At 59.7% G+C, this 18,876-nt stretch carries 15 protein-coding genes; 8 read left to right on the top strand and 7 right to left on the bottom strand.

The annotated features are described in order from the left end of the window. Positions 1-12 precede the first annotated feature (12 nt). Complete coding sequence (gene fahA / locus BLR20_RS14225) at positions 13-1,308, bottom strand: fumarylacetoacetase (RefSeq protein ID WP_054993074.1); 1,296 nt, start codon at positions 1,306-1,308, stop codon at positions 13-15. Then, complete coding sequence (hmgA, locus tag BLR20_RS14220) at positions 1,308-2,612, bottom strand: homogentisate 1,2-dioxygenase (RefSeq protein WP_054993075.1); 1,305 nt, start codon at positions 2,610-2,612, stop codon at positions 1,308-1,310. Before hmgA ends, fahA begins: the two co-directional genes overlap by 1 nt. Before the next feature lie 140 nt (positions 2,613-2,752). On the opposite strand from hmgA, the gene BLR20_RS14215 reads away from it, so the two are divergent. Then, complete coding sequence (locus tag BLR20_RS14215) at positions 2,753-3,544, top strand: IclR family transcriptional regulator (RefSeq protein ID WP_025991139.1); 792 nt, start codon at positions 2,753-2,755, stop codon at positions 3,542-3,544. A gap of 88 nt (positions 3,545-3,632) precedes the next feature. Here BLR20_RS14215 and BLR20_RS14210 read toward each other — a convergent pair whose 3' ends face one another. Continuing rightward, positions 3,633-5,204 (bottom strand): sensor domain-containing diguanylate cyclase, encoded by a 1,572-nt coding sequence (locus BLR20_RS14210; protein ID WP_032611643.1) that lies wholly within the window; start codon positions 5,202-5,204, stop codon positions 3,633-3,635. Between the two features lie 354 nt (positions 5,205-5,558). On the opposite strand from BLR20_RS14210, the gene BLR20_RS14205 reads away from it, so the two are divergent. Further along, a complete protein-coding gene (locus BLR20_RS14205) occupies positions 5,559-7,757 on the top strand; it encodes a putative bifunctional diguanylate cyclase/phosphodiesterase (protein WP_032611645.1) in 2,199 nt (732 codons plus the stop codon). Between the two features lie 60 nt (positions 7,758-7,817). On the opposite strand, the gene hppD is transcribed toward BLR20_RS14205, so the two are convergent. After that, the gene (gene hppD / locus BLR20_RS14200; RefSeq protein ID WP_054993076.1) at positions 7,818-8,894 is read right to left on the bottom strand and encodes a 4-hydroxyphenylpyruvate dioxygenase; all 1,077 of its coding nucleotides are present in this window, start codon (positions 8,892-8,894) and stop codon (positions 7,818-7,820) included. A 142-nt stretch (positions 8,895-9,036) separates the two neighbouring features. Further along, positions 9,037-9,672: a maleylacetoacetate isomerase gene (maiA, locus tag BLR20_RS14195; protein WP_054993077.1), complete on the bottom strand. Its 636-nt coding sequence runs from the start codon at positions 9,670-9,672 to the stop codon at positions 9,037-9,039. A 158-nt stretch (positions 9,673-9,830) separates the two neighbouring features. Here maiA and glcD point away from each other — a divergent pair, with 158 nt between their 5' ends. Genes glcD through BLR20_RS14175 form a run of 4 tightly spaced genes read left to right on the top strand, consistent with a single transcriptional unit; the run spans position 9,831 to position 14,067 of the window. After that, a complete protein-coding gene (gene glcD / locus BLR20_RS14190; RefSeq protein WP_054993078.1) occupies positions 9,831-11,330 on the top strand; it encodes a glycolate oxidase subunit GlcD in 1,500 nt (499 codons plus the stop codon). After that, positions 11,330-12,388: a glycolate oxidase subunit GlcE gene (gene glcE / locus BLR20_RS14185; protein ID WP_054993079.1), complete on the top strand. Its 1,059-nt coding sequence runs from the start codon at positions 11,330-11,332 to the stop codon at positions 12,386-12,388. The genes glcD and glcE overlap by 1 nt, the downstream gene beginning before the upstream one ends. Positions 12,389-12,391: 3 nt before the next feature. Further along, the gene (glcF, locus tag BLR20_RS14180; RefSeq protein WP_054993080.1) at positions 12,392-13,624 is read left to right on the top strand and encodes a glycolate oxidase subunit GlcF; all 1,233 of its coding nucleotides are present in this window, start codon (positions 12,392-12,394) and stop codon (positions 13,622-13,624) included. A 35-nt stretch (positions 13,625-13,659) separates the two neighbouring features. Next, a complete protein-coding gene (locus BLR20_RS14175; RefSeq protein ID WP_054993081.1) occupies positions 13,660-14,067 on the top strand; it encodes a heme-binding protein in 408 nt (135 codons plus the stop codon). A gap of 47 nt (positions 14,068-14,114) precedes the next feature. Here BLR20_RS14175 and BLR20_RS14170 read toward each other — a convergent pair whose 3' ends face one another. Together BLR20_RS14170 and gntR are read right to left on the bottom strand one after the other, a co-directional pair. Further along, the gene (locus BLR20_RS14170) at positions 14,115-15,086 is read right to left on the bottom strand and encodes a YncE family protein (RefSeq protein WP_054993082.1); all 972 of its coding nucleotides are present in this window, start codon (positions 15,084-15,086) and stop codon (positions 14,115-14,117) included. Between the two features lie 327 nt (positions 15,087-15,413). Then, complete coding sequence (gene gntR, locus BLR20_RS14165) at positions 15,414-16,430, bottom strand: HTH-type transcriptional regulator GntR (RefSeq protein WP_054993083.1); 1,017 nt, start codon at positions 16,428-16,430, stop codon at positions 15,414-15,416. 283 nt (positions 16,431-16,713) lie between these two features. Here gntR and BLR20_RS14160 point away from each other — a divergent pair, with 283 nt between their 5' ends. Further along, on the top strand, positions 16,714-17,202 hold the full coding sequence (locus BLR20_RS14160; RefSeq protein ID WP_024638672.1) for a gluconokinase: 489 nt from the start codon (positions 16,714-16,716) through the stop codon (positions 17,200-17,202). A 99-nt stretch (positions 17,203-17,301) separates the two neighbouring features. Next, positions 17,302-18,654 carry a GntP family permease gene (locus tag BLR20_RS14155; RefSeq protein WP_010436493.1) on the top strand — a complete coding sequence of 451 codons (1,353 nt, stop codon included), beginning with the start codon at positions 17,302-17,304 and terminating at the stop codon, positions 18,652-18,654. The last annotated feature ends 222 nt before the right edge of the window (positions 18,655-18,876 follow it).

Raw genomic sequence — 18,876 nt, 5'->3', positions numbered from 1 at the left:
AGCACGGTATTTTCAGTCGAGCACAACGCCGCGGCACTCGCCAAAGCCAATCGAGACGTGCCCTTCGCGATGACAACGGGCACGCAGAAGCACCTCGTCGCCACGCTGCAGGAACATTCGCTCTTCACCATTGGGCAAGGTCACCGGTTGTTTGCCGCCTGCGGTCATCTCCAGCAGGCTGCCGTACTGACCTTCCTGGGGGCCGGACAACGTACCGGTGCCGAGCAGGTCGCCCGGTTGCAACTTGCAGCCATTGACGCTGTGATGCGCGACCATCTGCGCCACTGTCCAGTACATGTTCAGCGAGTTGCTCAGACCCAGCCGGTGAGGCGCCAGCCCGGCGTCTTTCATCTGTGCAGTCAGCAGCAGCACTTCCAGCTCGATATCCAGCGCCCCGCCCTGCTGATCGTGGTCATCCAGCAGATACGCCAACGGTTGCGGATCGCCGTCCGGGCGTGGCGGTTGGGCGCGACGAAACGGTTCAAGGGCTTCGGCGGTCACTATCCAGGGCGAGATCGTGGTGGCAAAGCTCTTGGACAGAAACGGACCCAGCGGCTGGTATTCCCATGCCTGAATGTCACGCGCCGACCAGTCGTTGAGCAGGCACAACCCGGCAATGTGCTCGGCAGCCCGATCGATCCCGATGGCCTCGCCCTGCGCATTCCCCGGCCCGATCCAGACCCCCAGTTCCAGCTCGTAATCGAGGCGTTTGCAGGGACCGAAAACGGGAAACTCCTGACCTGCCGCCAGGGTTTGTCCACTGGGTCGCCGCACCGCCGTACCGGAGGGGCACAAGGTCGACGCTCTGCCGTGATAGCCGATCGGCACGTATTTGTAATTGGGCAGCAGCGGGTTGTCCGGGCGAAACAGCTTGCCGACATTCAGCGCATGATGAATACCGACGTAGAAGTCCGAGTAATCACCCACCCGAGCGGGCATGTGCAGGGTGCACTCACTGATCGGCAGCAACAAACCGGCAACGCCCTGCAGCCTGTCGCGTTGCGGACTGTCTTCATCGAGCAACTGCAACAAGGCGGCGCGCAATGCCTGGCGCGCGGCGGCGCCCAGCGCAAGGAAATCATTGAGCTGGTCGCGGCTGGCGACTTCGGCAACCTCGGCGGCCGGTCCCTGAAACACCCCGGAGTCCGTTGCTGCGCGCAGATCGAAAATCCAGTCGCCTATGGCCACCCCGCCACGCGCACCGGTCTGGCCATGACTGAACACACCCAATGGCAGGTTCTGCAGCGGGAAATCGACATGCCCGTTGGCAGACTCGACCCAGCTACGACGATTCAGCACGGTCGTCATCAGAGTGGCTCCTTGGTGAATGTCCTGGCCATATCCTTCCAGCAGGCATCGTAATCAGTTTGCAGTTGCGGGCAGTCGAGTGCGTGGCGACTGGGGCGCAAGACTTTTCCGGTCTCGAACATGAAGGCCATGGTGTTGTCGATCCTGTGCGGTTTCAGCTCGGCGGCAATGGCTTTTTCGGCGGTGACATTATCGGGGCCGTGTGCACTCATGCAGTTGTGCAACGAAGCGCCACCGGGCATGAAGCCTTCGGCCTTGGCGTCGTACGCTCCGTCGATCAGGCCCATGAATTCGTTCATCAGGTTGCGGTGGAACCACGGCGGGCGGAAAGTGTTTTCCGCCACCATCCAGCGCGGTGGAAAGATCACAAAATCAATATTGGCCTGGCCGTGAATAACTCCCGGTGAGGTCAGCACGGTGAAAATCGACGGATCCGGATGATCGTAGCTGACCGTACCGATGGTGTTGAAACGCCGCAGGTCGTACTTGTACGGGACGTTGTTGCCGTGCCAGCCCGCCACATCGAACGGTGAGTGCTCCAGTTGCGTCGACCACAGCTCACCGAGGAACTTCTGCACCAGCTGCATAGGCTGGCTACTGTCTTCAAACCAGGCGATCGGGGTCAGAAAATCACGTGAATTGGCCAGCCCGTTGCTGCCGATCGGCCCCAGTTCCGGAAGGCGCAAGGCGCAACCATGATTCTCGCAGAGATATCCACGGGCGCTGCTGTCGAGCAAGTGCACGCTGAACTTCAGCCCTCGCGGCAAGACGGCGATTTCCAGAGGTTCGATGTCCAGCATGCCCAGTTCGGTGACGATTCTGAGCCGGCCCTGCTGGGGCACCACCAGCCATTCGCCATCCGCACTAAAGAAAGCTCGCTGCATGGAGGTATTGGCGGTGTACAGGTAAACGCTGACACCGTCAGCCTGCTCCGCCGCCGAGGTGCTGGCGATGGGGATGAGACCGTCGATGAAATCGGTGGGTGCGACCGGTATATCGAAGGCATTCCAGCGCAACCGATTGGGGTTGATCGGCCCCTGCTCCTGCCCGGCCATCTGCCGATCCATGCGCTGGTAGCGCGGATGGGCGGCCGACGGCTTGATCCGATACAGCCAGGTACGTCGGGCTTCGCTACGCGCGACCGTGAAAGCGGTGCCCGAGAACTGCTCGGCATACAGACCCAGCGGATGCTTCTGCGGCGAATTCCGGCCAATCGGCAAGGCCCCGGGTAGCGCCTCGCTGCTGAACTGGTTGCCGAAGCCCGACTGATAAACCAACGCTTCGGAACTGGAGTGGATAGCCATCTGGACCTCTTGTTGTTATGGGGTCGGGCAGAGACAGGAAGAAACATAATTTAACGTAAGCGGATTACGCATAACGTAATTTGAGTTTGCCAGCCGGTCAAGCTATAAAGCTGCCTTTCCCGATCGGCGCACAGCACTCCATGACCCAGGAAACCGAAAGCCCCGCAGGCGGACGTCAGCAGAAGGTCCAGGCCGCCGAAGTCGGGCTGGGCGTGCTCAAGGCGCTCGCCGAACTCTCCCCTGCCACATCCTTATCGAGACTTGCCGAACACCTGGGCATGCCTGCCAGCAAGGTTCACCGTTATCTGCAGGCGCTGATTGCCAGTGGCTTTGCCGAACAGGATGCCGTCAACAATCACTACGGGCTGGGCCGCGAGGCGTTACAGGTGGGACTGGCTTCGCTTGGCAAGCTGGATGTCCTCAAGGTATCGGCACCTTGGCTGGCCAGCCTGCGCGATGAGCTGAACCAGACCTGCTTTCTGGCGGTATGGGGCAACAAGGGCCCGACCGTGGTCTATGTTGAGCCCTCGATGGGTGCGGTGACGCTGGTCACGCAGATCGGCTCGGTGCTGCCGCTGCTTGGTTCGTCTACCGGGCTGGTGTTCGACAGCTTTCTGAACGACCGCGAAACCGCTGCGCTTCGCGAACAGGAAGTGCCTTTGCTGAACGCCGGGCAGTTGCGTGAGGTCGAGCAGCATGTCGAGCAGATTCGTACCACTGGCGTGCACCAGATTCAGGGCTTGTTGATGCCGGGCATAAACGCAGCCTCGTCACCGCTGTTCGCAATGGGCGACAAGTTGGTGGGCGTGATCACCGTGGTTGGGCCGGGATCGCTGTTGAACGACGAGACGCAGACTCTGGCGGCCAGGCGGCTTTTGCAAACGGCGGTGGCAATCAGCGAACGCATGGGAGGTAGCCGTCCGTCAGACTGACGTTGCGCCTGCCGCGACGCACGTTGGTTTGCCGAACCTGTTGATAGCAACCCTGTGCAGGTACAGATCCGTGACACTCTATTGACCATCAGGTAGAAGCGCTGGATACCCTGGCAAAATGGCTATCTGCTTGCCACCCTTGAATCAAGCGACCTTCGACGCGGTTACGCCCTTTGGTTTTGGCCAGGTAAAGGAGTCGATCAGCTTCCTCCAGCGCAGCGGTATGCCGATTCTGCTCTGCTGCGTTGACCGCCACCACGCCCGAGCTGATGCTCAGCCTGCACAGCGGGCTGGACGAGTGCTCTATGCAACTGGCTTCAATGGATGATCTGATCTTTTCCGCAAGTCTCAGCGCGCCTGCCAGGTCGGTTTCAGGCAACAGAATGACAAACTCTTCGCCGCCGTAACGTGCTGCAATATCCCCAGACCGGTCAAGACTGTTGCCAATCAGCCCCGCCACTTGCCTCAGGCAGTCGTCACCCTGTAGATGACCGTAGGTGTCGTTGTATTGTTTGAACCAGTCAATATCCAGCAAAATAATTGCGATGGTTGCATCATTCCGGCTCGCCCGCCCCCACTCCTGCTGCAAGGCCGTATCGAAGCAGCGTCGATTGGCCAGGTGCGTCAGGCTGTCTGTGTGAGCGATGATCTCCAGGTCGTTTCTGGCGCTGTTCAGTTCACCCTCCGCAGTGATCAACTGCTGGATTTGCCGGTACAGCAGGACGCCCAGAAAAACCAGCGCCAGGGTAATGATGCCGGTAATGGTCATGGACCGCTGTGCATAAATCCACCAGGGCGCGAGCACATGCTGGCAGGAGATACCGGCAGCGGCGACGATGGGTAATCCTGACACGCGCCGATAGGCGTAGATCCTTTCCACCCCATCCACCACGGAGTTGATCACCGCGGTGCCGCTGTCGCTGTACGGCAGATAGCGAGTGAAGATATCGCCCTTGGCCACATTGGTGGTCATCAGTGCGGTTAACGTGGGCCGCCGCGCGAGCAGGTCGCCATTATTCAGAGCGAGGAAGATTACACCCTTGTCGTCTACATCCATGCGCTGGAAAAACGCCTGAAAATAAGTCACCGGCACCGTGGCCAGTGCAACGCCTGCAAAACTGCCATCCGCCGCATTGATACGCCGACTGACCGGGATGATCATATCCCCCGTATTGCGGCTTTCGACAATGGACCCTACATGAATGGACGGGTCAGGGTTGTCGCGGTGGTAAATGAAGTAGGCGCGGTCTTCGTTGTTTCTGGTCTGTACGCCCTTGGCAAAGGAATTGGCGACCCAGTTGCCTTGAGCATCGTAGATGAACAGCCCCTGAAGCCCTTTGACGTTGATAAGGTCTTGGGCCATCAGCCTGGTCAAGCGGCTTTGCTGCTCGCCAGCGACGCCATCCTGCTCCACCCGCTCGACAAGGTCACGCAGCGTATTGTCAGCCTGCTGCAGGGTGTCCTGAGCCTGCTGCTCAGCGGCAAGCACAATATTGGACACCGCAATCCTGGCAGTGGCGACGCGCTCCAGCTTGGATTGGTTCATCTGCCAGGCGGTGGCCAGGATCAACGAGAGACAGACCAGGGCAATGAAGCCGATCAGAGCTTTGCTGAGCGCCGAAGGTGTAAGCCTCGTCGAAATAAAGGAAAGCCGTTTCATAGGGTTGTCATCAAATTGGCAGTGAAACCCGCTATGCAGTTTCCATACCTTTGCGACACTGAACCTGAACATCTTGTTGCACCAAGGTAATACTGGCCTTAGTTGGATCCATACCCGCCACGCTAGTTGCTCGATAAGTTGTTACAGGTATCCGGTTTTTTGACGATATAGCTTCTAGGCTGCTTGAGACAGCTACCGATGCTACTGTGAGAGGTGCCGCATGTATCTGACTTTCCTTTTCCGGCGTGGCGCAAGCGCATGCTGGCAGGGTACCTACACCGGTGCCGACAAAGCGACGTTGCCCGTCGATCGCTTCGTGCTTCAGATGCGATCAGCTTCCAGCGATGGCCTCAAATGAATACTTACCCGGTCGGCGATGATGACGAAGAACGTATTCGCATGTTGAATGCTTTTTCGTTGATGGATACCCCACCTGAGCACGAATACGATCAGATCGTGCAAATGGCATCGCGGATTTTCGATGTGCCTATTGTTCTGATTTCTCTGGTTCATCGCGACCGACAATTCTTCAAGGCGCGCGTTGGCCTCGATGTCTGCGAAACGGGCCGCGACGTCTCATTCTGTAATTTTGCGCTCATGGGCCGTAACGTTTTTCTGGTACCTGATGCCTTGCAGGATGAGCGGTTCAGCTCAAACGCCCTGGTTACAGGCGCTCCCTATATTCGCTTTTATGCAGGCGCGCCGCTGATAACCGCCAGCGGCCATGTGCTGGGCAGCCTGTGCCTGATTGACGATAAACCTCGAGAAACCTTCTCGGAGAGGGATCAGCGGGTTCTTCAGGACCTGGCGATCATGGTCATCGAAAAAATGGAGTTGCGTCGGCTCGAGCTCGAGAATGAAGACAACCACACCCGCTTCATGAGTATCACGTCGACTTCACCCGACGCGATCATCTGCTCGGACAGCAAAAACCGGATCACCTCATGGAATAACTCGGCCGAGCTTATTTTCGGGCATCGAGCCGAAGATGCGATGGGAAAGCCTCTCGACATCATTATTCCGCCCGAGATGCGCTCCAGGCATCACGCAGGTTTGTCGAGGGTGGCTGCAGGCGGCCCGACCTCCATCATCGGTAAATCCATCAACCTGACGGCCATTCATCGCGACGGTCATACCATCCCCATCGAGCTCTCGCTCTCACAATGGATGTACGCCGGCGAGCCACAATTCGGGGCGATCATTCGTGACATCACCCAGCGTGTCGAGGCGGACAAATTGCTCAAGCATGCGGCCGAATACGACCATCTCACCGGCCTTGCCAATCGATCGACCCTCAAGAGACGGATCAAGGAGGCGTGCGACGCGCAGTTGTCAGCAGCCATCCTGCTGATCGACCTGGACGGCTTCAAGGACGTCAACGACACGTTGGGCCACGCTGCAGGTGATTTTGTGCTCAAGGTGACCTCTCACCGACTTCGCGAACACGTACCGGCCTGTCATATGGTCTCGCGTCTGGGCGGCGATGAATTTGTCGTGTTCCTTTCAGATACGGCAGATCCTGAAAAGGCGATTAAGCTGGGCCTGGCGCTCATCGCCGTCATCGAGGAGCCGATAGAATTTGAAGACAATTCAGTCTATATCGGCGCCAGCATCGGCGTCTCCGTAAGGTGTGGCTCTGACTACGACGAAGAGCAAATGCTCGGTAATGCGGATCTGGCGCTCTACCAGGCCAAGTCTGACGGACGCTCCCTGGTCCGCACCTTCACCTCCGAGCATCGACAGACCGCTTCAAGAAGAGGGGCACTCAGCTCATCGATGCGTCAGGCATGGGCCAACAAAGAGTTCGAGCTGTACTACCAACCTCAGGTACGACTTGCGGATGGTCGTATCACTGGAGCCGAAGCCCTCATACGCTGGAACCATCCGACGCTGGGTGTCGTGTCCCCGGCAGTTTTTCTACCTGCACTGGAAGCCGGTCTTCTTGCGGTGCCGGTGGGCGAATGGATACTGCGTTCAGCCTGTGAGCAGGCAGCTCAATGGCGAAATACCGGCTGTGACGAATTCCGCATCGGCGTCAACCTGTTCGCCGCGCAGTTTCGCATGCGTGACTTTGCCGAAATGGTCGAAAGTGCGCTTGAAGACTTTTCCCTGCCGGCACACTCACTCGAGCTGGAGATCACGGAAAACATCATCCTGCGGAACGAACAGCGCATTATGGAACCGCTGCGCCACCTTCGCTCACTGGGTGTGGGCATTGCGTTCGATGATTTCGGTACAGGCTATGCGTCCCTGAGCCTGCTGAAAGACTATCCGGTGACACGGCTGAAAATTGACCGCTCATTTGTAAGTGGCGTGGAGCGCAGCAAAAAAGACGAAGTCATCATCGAGGCCGTTGTCAGGCTGGCGAACGGCTTCAATCTTCAAGTCACGGCAGAAGGCATAGAAACCCCTGAGCAGGAAAGTCTGATGCGCCACTATGTGTGCGACGAAGGCCAAGGCTATCTGTACGGTCGCCCCATGCCGGCTCATGCATTCACCGAGCGCTATATCCCGTCTCACAATCGGCAAGCTGACATGCTCAAGCATAAATGACCCAGAACGAGCCCGAGCAGGCTCGTCTGGTAGGGCAAGACGGACGCTTCCGGTGATGACTCAATCCGGCGTCAGTACACCACGCTGGATCTGGTCGCGTTCGATGGATTCGAACAGTGCCTTGAAGTTGCCCTCGCCAAACCCGTCATCGCCCTTGCGCTGAATGAATTCGAAGAACACCGGCCCCATCAGCGTAGCGGAGAATATCTGCAACAGCAGGCGACGCTCGCCCCCTTCGGAAGAGCCATCGAGCAGAATGCCACGTGACTTGAGCTCGGCCTCCGGCTCACCGTGATCGGGCAGACGATCTTGAAGCATCTCGTAGTAGGTATCCGGCGGCGCAGTCATGAAGCGCATGCCGGTTGCTTTCAGCGCGTCCCAGGTCTTGATCAGGTCATCGGTAAAGAACGCCACATGCTGAATGCCTTCGCCATTGAACTGCATCAGGAACTCTTCAATCTGGCCTGCACCCTTGGACGATTCTTCGTTGAGCGGAATGCGGATCATGCCGTCCGGCGCGGTCATGGCTTTGGAGGTCAGGCCGGTGTATTCCCCCTTGATATCGAAGTAACGCAGCTCGCGAAAATTGAACAGCTTTTCATAGAAGCCGGCCCAATACGCCATGCGCCCGCGATACACGTTGTGGGTCAGATGATCGATGAATTTCAGACCGGCACCGACCGGGTGGCGGTCCACGCCTTCGATGAAGTTGAAATCGATGTCGTAGATCGACGTGCCCTCGCCGAAGCGATCGATCAGGTACAACGGCGCGCCACCTATGCCCTTGATCGCAGGCAGGCGCAACTCCATGGGCCCGGTAGCGATTTCCAGCGGTTGTGCACCCAGTTCAAGTGCGCGGTTATAGGCCTTCTGCGCATCTTTCACGCGGAACGCCATGCCGCATACCGAAGGACCATGCTCGGCGGCAAAGTATGATGCCAGGCTGTGCGGCTCGTTATTGAGGATCAGGTTGATCGCACCCTGACGATACAGGGATACGTCCTTGGAGCGGTGGGTCGCGACTTTAGTGAAGCCCATCATCTGAAACACGGGCTCAAGGCTGTTGGGCGTCGGTGATGCGAATTCGATGAATTCAAAGCCCATCAGGCCCATCGGGTTTTCGTAGAGATCAGCCATGACTGGCTCCTTGCAGGAAAGTGAGAGTGGGTAACCCTGGCAATCACTGTCCTGCGGGCGGCGCGCACGGGATGCCTCGCACACTGCGTGCGAGAAAATCACCAAATATCAGTTGCAGACCAAGAATCTTCATGAGGGCAGCCTACTCCGGCTTGTCCGATTGTGCATCAGGATGTGCCTGCTGAAAGGCCGGGTGCTGCAGGGCCAGATGCTCGACCCGCTGAATGCGCGCAAATGCAGTCAGGTCGACGTGGTAACGATGTGCTGCGTACAACTGGGGTAACAGGTAAATATCCGCGAGACCCGGGCTCGCGCCAAAACAGAAATCGTGGTCCCCGATCAACTGCTCGACAGCCTGCAGCCCTTCGCCGATCCAGTGCCTGATCCAGACCAGGACAGCATCCTCGTCGTGACCGAGAGTACGCAACCGGTCGAGCACCGAAAGGTTGTGCAAGGGCTGGATGTCACAGCCGATAAGCGCCGATACGGCACGCTGTCGAGCCCGCATCACAGCCTCCTGCGCCAGTAACGCAGGCTGCGGATAACGCTCCTCCAGGTATTCGATGATCGCCAGCGACTGAGTGATGATCACTCCATCGTCCAGCCGCAGTGCAGGCACCCTGCCCTGCGGGTTCAAGTCCTTGTAATCAGCTGTGTGCTGCGCGCCACCCTCGCGCGACAGGTTGACCGGAATCGCAGTGTAATCCAGCCCTTTGAGGGCCAGCGCAATGCGCACACGGTAACTGGAGGTCGAGCGGTAATAAGTGAATAGGTCCACGGAAGTCGCCTGCCTGACGCATGGGTGCGGTCTTGTTATTTTCGTAACCACATTACGTAATGCGTAAATTGCGTGATCAGACCTTCGCTGTCAACTCAAGCTTCGTAGCGAATGAGCTAGGATGCATTAACCCGATAAAAACAACCCAGGGTGGCTCGATGAATATTCTGTACGACGAACGCATCGACGGCGTGCTGCCCGCCGTCGACAAGCAACAACTGTTGCAGGCGCTGCAACGGCAGTTGCCCGACCTGGACATCCTGCATCGCCCCGAAGAGCTGCGGCCTTACGAGTGCGACGGGTTGTCGGCGTATCGCACCACACCGATGCTGGTGGCATTGCCACGTCATGTGGAAGAAGTACAGACGCTGCTCAGGCTGTGCCACGCACGTCGCGTACCGGTAGTCGCTCGCGGGGCCGGCACAGGACTATCGGGTGGCGCGTTGCCGCTGGAAAAAGGCGTGCTGCTGGTCATGGCACGCTTCAACCAGATCCTCGATATCGACCATTCAGCGCGCCTGGCGCGGGTTCAGCCCGGCGTGCGCAACCTGGCCATCTCCCAGGCGGCAGCGCCCCACGGCCTGTATTACGCGCCGGACCCGTCCTCGCAAATCGCATGTTCCATCGGCGGCAATGTGGCGGAAAATGCCGGCGGCGTGCATTGCCTCAAATACGGGCTGACCGTGCATAACCTGCTCAAGGTCGAAATCCTGACGGTGGAAGGCGAGCCCATGACGCTGGGCAGCGACACGCTGGACTCACCGGGCTTCGACCTGCTGGCACTGTTTACCGGCTCTGAAGGCATGCTCGGCGTGATTACCGAAGTCACGGTCAAGCTGTTGCCCAGGCCGCAGGTGGCCAAGGTGCTGCTGGCGGCGTTCGATTCAGTGGAAAAGGCCGGACGCGCAGTGGCCGATATCATTGCCGCAGGCATCATCCCCGGCGGGCTGGAGATGATGGACAATCTGGCGATTCGTGCTGCCGAGGATTTCATTCACGCAGGCTACCCGGTCGATGCCCAAGCCATCCTGCTCTGTGAACTGGACGGCGTCGAAGCAGACGTGCACGCCGACTGCGAACGGGTCAGCGAGGTATTGACACTGGCCGGCGCTACCGAAGTGCGCCAGGCCAAGGACGAGGCCGAGCGGGTCCGCTTCTGGGCCGGGCGCAAGAACGCCTTCCCGGCCGTGGGTCGCCTGTCACCGGACTACTACTGCATGGACGGGACCATTCCGCGCCGTGAGTTACCGGGCGTGTTGCGCAGCATAAAGGAGCTATCCGAGCAATACGGCTTGCGCGTCGCCAACGTGTTTCATGCGGGCGATGGCAACATGCACCCGCTGATCCTGTTCGATGCCAATCAATCGGGGGAGCTGGAGCGCGCCGAAGCATTGGGCGGCAAAATCCTCGAGCTGTGCGTCAAGGTCGGCGGCAGCATTACCGGCGAGCACGGTGTCGGTCGCGAGAAGATCAATCAGATGTGCGCGCAGTTCAATAGCGACGAGCTGACCTTCTTCCATGCCATCAAGGCGGCATTCGACGCCAGCGGCCTGCTCAATCCCGGCAAGAACATCCCGACCCTGCATCGCTGCGCGGAATTTGGCGCCATGCACATTCACGCCGGGCAATTGCCGTTCCCCAACCTGGAGCGTTTCTGATGAGCACGGTGGACAAGGACGTAAGCCAGGCAATGCTCGAGCGGGTCGCTCAGGCGCTGCGCGACAACACGCCGTTGCGTATTCAGGGCGGCAACAGCAAGGCTTCGCTCGGTCGTGAAACCGCTGGCGAGCTACTCGATACCCGCGGGCACCGTGGCATTGTCAGTTATGACCCGACAGAACTGGTGATCACTGCGCGCGCCGGCACGCCACTGAGCGAGCTGATGCACACGCTGGATGGCGCAGGCCAGATGCTGCCTTGCGAACCGCCCGACTTCGGCGCTGCAACGCTCGGAGGCATGGTCGCTGCGGGCCTCTCGGGGCCGCGCCGCCCATGGAGCGGCTCGGTGCGTGATTTCGTGCTCGGCACACGCGTCATCACCGGTCTTGGCAAGCACCTGCGATTCGGCGGAGAAGTCATGAAGAACGTCGCAGGCTACGACGTTTCGCGCCTGATGGCAGGCAGTTTCGGCTGCCTGGGGCTGCTGACCGAGGTGTCGCTCAAGGTGCTGCCCAAACCACGTCTGTGCAGCAGCATCGCGTTGGAAATGGACTGCGCGCATGCCCTGGCCCGCCTCGCAGAATGGGGTCAGCAACCGATACCGATCAGCGCGGCCAGCCATGATGGCCACGTATTGCGCCTGCGCCTGGAAGGCGGCGAAGGTTCAGTGGCAGCAGCCCGGGACCGGCTCGGCGGCGAGCTACTCGATGGCGTGTACTGGCAACAGTTGAATGCGCATCGCCTGCCCTTCTTCCACGACCCGCGGCCCCTGTGGCGGCTCTGTGTACCTGCCGACAGCCGCCTGCCGGAGCTGCCGGGCCAGCAGTTGATCGACTGGGGTGGCGCGCAACGCTGGCTCAAGTCGGATGCTGATGGACAAACCATTCGAGCGATCACTAAAGCGGTTGGCGGCCATGCGACCTGCTACAGCCAGGGCTTCGTCGACAGCCCCTTCGAGCCGTTGGCCGCACCCGTGCTGCGTTACCATCAGGCACTCAAGACCCGACTCGACCCGCAGGGGGTTTTCAACCCCGGCCGACTGTACGCGGAGCTTTGAAACATGCAGACCACATTGAGTGAACACGCCAGAACCCTGCCGCGCGCCGCAGAAGCCGAACGTATCCTGCGCAGCTGTGTGCATTGCGGCTTCTGTAATGCCACGTGTCCGACCTATCAATTGCTGGGTGACGAGCTGGACGGTCCACGCGGCAGGATCTACCTGATCAAACAGGTGCTCGAAGGTCAGCCGGTCACCGAGAAAACCCGTCTGCATCTGGACCGCTGCCTGAGCTGTCGCAACTGCGAGACCACCTGCCCGTCCGGCGTGGATTACCACAACCTGCTGGACATCGGCCGCGCCGCGGTTGACGCCCTGGTCCCGCGGCCACTCGCGGAACGCATGCTGCGTGAAGGCTTGCGTCGGGTCATCCCCAATCCCGGGCTGTTCAAATCCCTGGCCGGCATGGGCTTGAAGTTCAGGCCGTTGCTGCCACAGACCCTGGCTACCAAGCTGCCGGCGACTGTCCATCCTGCCGGACTTCGCCCGCACACCGGTCATGCGCGCCAGGTGCTGCTGCTGGAAGGTTGCGTTCAGCCGGGCCTGTCGCCCAACACCAACAGCGCCACGGCGCGGGTGCTGGATCGTCTGGGCATCGGCATTACGGCGGTCAGCCAAGCCGGCTGCTGCGGTGCCGTGGATTACCACCTCAATGCACAGGAGGCCGGGCTGGACCGGGCACGGCGCAACATCGATGCGTGGTGGCCCGCGCTGCAGAGCGGTGCCGAAAGCCTGATCCAGACGGCCAGTGGCTGCGGAGCGTTCGTCAAGGACTACGGCCACCTGCTGCGCCATGATCCAGCCTATGCCGACAAAGCCGAGCAGATCAGCGCGCGAACAAAGGACCTGGTCGAACTGCTGCGCGACGAACCGCTGGAAACCCTCGGCATCAAGGCCGACCAGCGCCTGGCGTTTCACTGCCCGTGTACGCTGCAGCACGCGCAAAAACTCGGCGGCGAAGTCGAGCGCGTCCTGACTCGTCTAGGCTTCAATCTGACCGCAGTGCCGGACGGTCATCTATGCTGCGGCTCTGCAGGCACCTACTCCATCACTCAGCCTGCCATCGCCCGCCAGTTGCGCGACAAGCGCATGAACGCGCTGGAAAGCGGCAAACCGCAGGTGATTGCCACCGCCAATATCGGCTGTCAGGCCCATCTGGCCAGCGCCGGTCGAACGCCGGTGCGGCACTGGATCGAACTGATCGACGCGGCACTTGGCACGCCTGAATCACACTGAATCCCTATTCAATAATCACTGCTCCGGAGAGTCCCATGAAGATCAAAGCCGTCCTGACCCAGACCGAAGTCAGCCTGATGCTCGGTGCTGCACGTGAAGAGGCGCATGCCAATGGCTGGGCCGTGTCCATCGCCGTCGTTGATGACGGCGGCCATCTGCTGGCATTCGAGAGGCTGGACGACGCCGCACCGATCAGCAGCTACATCGCGATTGAAAAGGCACGCACCTCGGCACTCGGCAAACGTGAATCCAAGGGTTACGAAGAGATGGTCAATGGCGGGCGCACTTCATTCCTGAGTGCTCCACTGCTGACTTCGCTGGAAGGCGGTGTGCCGGTCATTGTCGACGGGCAGGTAATCGGTGCGTTGGGGGTTTCAGGCGTGAAGGCCGAACAGGATGCCCAGGTCGCCAAAGCCGGTGTCGCAGCGCTCGACGCCGACTGACGGTCGACCCGGCTGGCAACACGAAAACCAGGCAACTGCAGGCGTATTCATAGCCGGTAGATCGAAATCCAGCTCATGTCCGGATGGGTGGAATAGATATACGTGCCGGTCTTGTTGAGTACTGCACCACCTACCGACGGAAAGTAAGCGATACAGGTTGCGATCCCCTTCACGGTGTCGATCCGGTAGACGTCGTAATTGCAGGTATAGATCGCGTAGACATAACGGTCATCCGGCGTCACTCCGACGACTTTCACCGGGTAGCCCTGCGTGCCGATCCTTTCCCGATAGAAGGTTTTATTGGTCGCGGCATCGATAATGTAGACCTCGTCGATGCCGCCGACATACAGCCAGGCGCCATCGGAACTGAAAACCATCGAACGCGGGTCGGAAAACCCGGGAATATCATGTTGCAGGTAGTCGACTTTGCTGATCGCAAGAACATCGGTAGGCGCGTTCCGGTCAACCAGCATGGTCGCGTAAAACCTGTCGTTCAACGGGCTGATCCCGAGGGCCAGCGATGCGTTGGTCAGGGCGCCCAGATCGAACTCGTTTTCGACCGTGTAATTCTCGGTCTCGATGAGGCGAATCAACCCGCCGAGCGCATTCTGAAAGGACAGGCAGATAAAACGTCCATCGGCACTGCACAGGATCCTGTTGACGTTGGCTGCCGGGAGTATCCTGATCACTTCGCGCATGCGCGTATCGACCACGTAGCACCTTTTCTGGCCGATGGTGTAAAGCCTTTTGCCGTCAGGGCTCAGGGTAATCGCGCCTGCCCCAGCTCGCTTGATGGCGCCCGTCACGCTGGCACTGGCGATGTCGACCACACTGACTTCGCGACCACTTTCATGAGCGACATACAACGTGGTTTCATCAGGACTGATAGCGATCTCTGCGGGTACAAAGCCCAGCGGGATGATCCCGGTCAGCCACGCGATGTCCAGGGGAGCACCTGAACCGACGGGGTCGGCGATATGCGTCAAGGCTCTAACGTTCTGAGATGCTTTTTTTTGCATTTCTCTCACCCTTCAATAGGTCTTGTAAGACCGCCAGAACGGGGAATAGATAAGAAGATATATCCCCGTCATCCAACGATGCGGCCAAGACACTTATGCCGCTCCGAGCCAAAAACGTAGGGTCATTGAATACTCAACACGGGGGGATGGGTACTGTCAGAAATAACAGTCGAAATGTACCGGAACCGTTCAAATGAGGGTATCGACGGCGGCGCAGACAGCGCGGTCGGGCACTCCAGCCCGGAGGCAGGGAGCCCGCAGAGCCCCTTACCATTGGTCAGCGCAATTATCTGGGGAAGGCTCGCCAGGGTTGGCCGGAAAAAGTCCTCAAGAGCTTTCCCGCACCACCAGCTCAAACCCGAGATCCACCCGCGGGTGCTGGATCACCCCGTCCAGCAGGCCCAGCAATACCTGAGCAGCGCGCTGCCCCACTGCTTCCCTGGGCGTGCGGATCGAGGTCAGGCGCGGCACCATGTGCGCGGACCCCGGCAGGTCGTTGAAGCCCACCAGAGAGACCCGTTCGGGAATCGCGACGCCCAGCCGCAAGGCCTCCAGCGCAGCGCCCTGCGCCAGATCGTCGTTACAGAAAAATACCCCGTCGACATCCGGATGCTGGTCAAGCAGGCGCGCAAACAACTCTCCGCCCAGACCGATCGAGGAGGACTGGTGTGTCGAGACCTGCAGCGCCGGGTCGAACAGCCCCGCGTCTTCCAGCACGCGACGGAACCCGGCGCCACGTTGCAGTACGCGGGGATCGAGCTGGGCGGCCATATACGCCAGCCGACGGCGGCCACGCCCTAGCAGGTGACGCGCGGCTTCGGCACCGGCCTGTTGTTGCGAGAAGCCTACGCAATAGGCGCCCAGACGGGTGTCGAGCTCCATCATGTGTACGCACGGTATGCCACTGGTTTCAAGCATATGGCGGGACGCTGCCGTGTGGTCGAAACCGGTCAGCAAAATACCGCGCGGGCGATTGACCAGATGGTTGCGCAGCAGCTTCTCTTCCTCTTCAGGCGAGTAATGGTAGTTGCCGATGACCACGTCCAGGCCACGCACGCGCAACACATCCTGAATGGCTTCCAGCGTCTCGATGAACAACTGGTTGGACAGCGAAGGCACCAGCACCACGACGGTCTGACTGCAGGAAGAGGCCAGCGCCCTGGCCGCCGGGTTGGCCACATACCCCAGGCTCTGCGCCGCAGCACGGACCTTTTCGACCAGTTCAGGCGCCACTGTGGCGATGCCGCGCAACGCACGCGAGGCAGTGATCGGAGAGACGGCCGCCAGCTTCGCCACTTCATTCAGCGTCGGGCGACCGGTAGAGCGGGAACCAATACGTATCATGCGTTGCCAACTAACATAGGGGTTGCCAAATGTGTCGAATGCCCCATAAGGTAGCGCTGTCTCATGGAACGTGACAATGCTTTATCGCTGGTTTCATAGGGGTCACCCGGTTCGGGTCGCCGCGGAGAACAGCCTCCCATGCTTATTGATGAGCCCAAAACAACGACAAATAACTGGAACAGCCCGGGCTGAGACTCACGTCCACCGGACAAAGACAGCGCTGTCTCCAGATGAGGTGCCTACTGTGACAACTGCGAATACTGCTATTTCCGCCCTTGTGGTGATGGGCGTGTCTGGCTGCGGCAAAAGCGCCGTGGGTGCCGAGATTGCCCTGAACAGCGGCGGCCGCCTGATCGAAGGCGACGCGTTCCATCCACCGGCCAATATCGAAAAGATGAGCGCCGGAACCCCCCTCAACGACGAAGACCGTGCCGGCTGGCTGACCCGCCTGGGCGAAGAGATGGCTGCCGCCCTCGCCAAGGGTGAACACCCGGTGCTGACCTGCTCGTCGCTCAAGCTCATCTATCGCCAGCGCCTGCGTGATGCGGTGCCTGGCCTGGGTTTTGTTTTCCTGGAACTCAGCAAGGAACTCGCCGCCGAACGTTGCTCGCACCGGCCTGGACACTTCATGCCCGCCAGCCTGGTGGACAGCCAGTTCGCGACCCTCGAACCGCCCTATGGCGAACCGCTGACATTGATCGTGGACGCGTCCCAGCCTATCGATGTCATCGGCAAACAAGCCGCAGCATGGTGGAAAGGCTCTCACGCCTGATAAAGGCGTGAGTGCAAAAGACAGCGCTGTCTTGCGCACACACGATTGAATTCGGCGCTGTTTACAGTTCCTTAAAACAATAAACCGGAGAGACACCCCATGTTCGGTATGACCCATGAGACGTTCCTGCTCGTCGATGCGTTGGTGACCATCGTCGGCCTGGTGCTGCTGATCACCACCTTCAAGGTGCACCCTTTCGTCGCGCTCACCCTGGCGGCAGGCTTTCTTGGCCTGACCTCGGGAATGCCGGTCGAAAAAGTCATGAAATCCTTCCAGGACGGCTTCGGCGGCGTGCTGGGCTTCGTCGGTATTATCCTTGGCCTGGGCACCATGCTCGGCAAGCTGATGGCCGACTCGGGCGGCGCGGATCAGATTGCGCAAACGCTGATACGCACCTTCGGCAAACAGAAAGTGCACTGGGCAATGATGTTCGCTGCCTTCCTGGTGGGCATCCCGCTGTTCTTCGAGATCGGTTTTGTCCTGCTGATCCCGCTGGTGTTTATCGTCGCGCGGCGCACCGGCGTGCCCATCGTCAAGATCGGCATTCCGCTGCTGGCTGGCCTGTCAGCCGTACACGGCCTGGTTCCGCCGCATCCGGGTCCGCTGCTGGCCATCGGCATCTTCGGCGCTGATATCGGCAAAACCATTTTCTACGGACTGATCGTTGCGCTGCCGACGGCCATCATCGCTGGCCCGATCTTCGGTAACTGGATTTCCAAAAGCATCCCTGGCACACCGTCCAAGGAGCTGATGGATCAGATCGCCAAGGAGTCGAGCACTGAAAATCTGCCAGGCTTCGGTATCACGCTGGTGACCATCCTGCTGCCGGTCTTCCTGATGCTGCTCAAGACCTTTGCCGACGTGGTGTTGCCGGAAAACAACATGTTCCGCATCTGGATGGACCTGATCGGTCACCCGATCACCGCCCTGCTTGCAGCGCTTTTGCTGGCGTTCTACACCTTTGGTGCCGCGCGCGGCTTTGATCGCAGCAAAATCATGAAGTTGCTGGACCAGAGTCTGGCTCCGGTGGCGGCAATCGTGCTGATTGTGGGCGCAGGCGGTGGCTTCAAGCAGATGCTGGTGGCCAGCGGCGTGGGTGATGTTATCGGGCACATGGCTGTGCAGGCGCAGATCAATCCGATCATGCTGGCCTGGCTGGTAGCGGCGGTGATCCGCGTCGCAACCGGTTCGGCGACTGTGGCAACCATTACCGGCGCCGGCATCGTAGCGCCGGTGGTCGGTCTGATTCCAGGCGTCAATCGCGAGCTGCTGGTGCTGGCAACCGGTGCCGGCTCGCTGATCCTCTCGCATGTCAATGACGCCGGGTTCTGGCTGGTGAAGCAATACTTCAACATGACCGTTGCCGAGACCTTCAAGACCTGGACGGTGATGGAGACCATCCTCTCGGTGGTCGGCCTGATTTTCATCCTGCTCTTGTCAATGGCGGTTTAAACCCCGGACGAACCTTCGCGGGTGCTGAAACCCGCGAAGGCCTCCTCGCTTCACAGTTGTGCATCCCCTTCCCAGCCCCCCCCCCCCAATACCCCGCATCAGCGTGGACACGACGTTGATCCGCAGCCTCTTCCTACACCCTCGTTCACCACTTTCATTTGTATTTTCAGAAAGCCCGGGCAATCTGGTGAAGTCGTGCCTACGCTTGTACTCATCTCGAAA

It is taken from the genome of Pseudomonas congelans (genome assembly GCF_900103225.1).
GTDB lineage: Bacteria > Pseudomonadota > Gammaproteobacteria > Pseudomonadales > Pseudomonadaceae > Aquipseudomonas > Aquipseudomonas congelans.
This window is presented reverse-complemented; position numbering and strand designations above follow the sequence as displayed.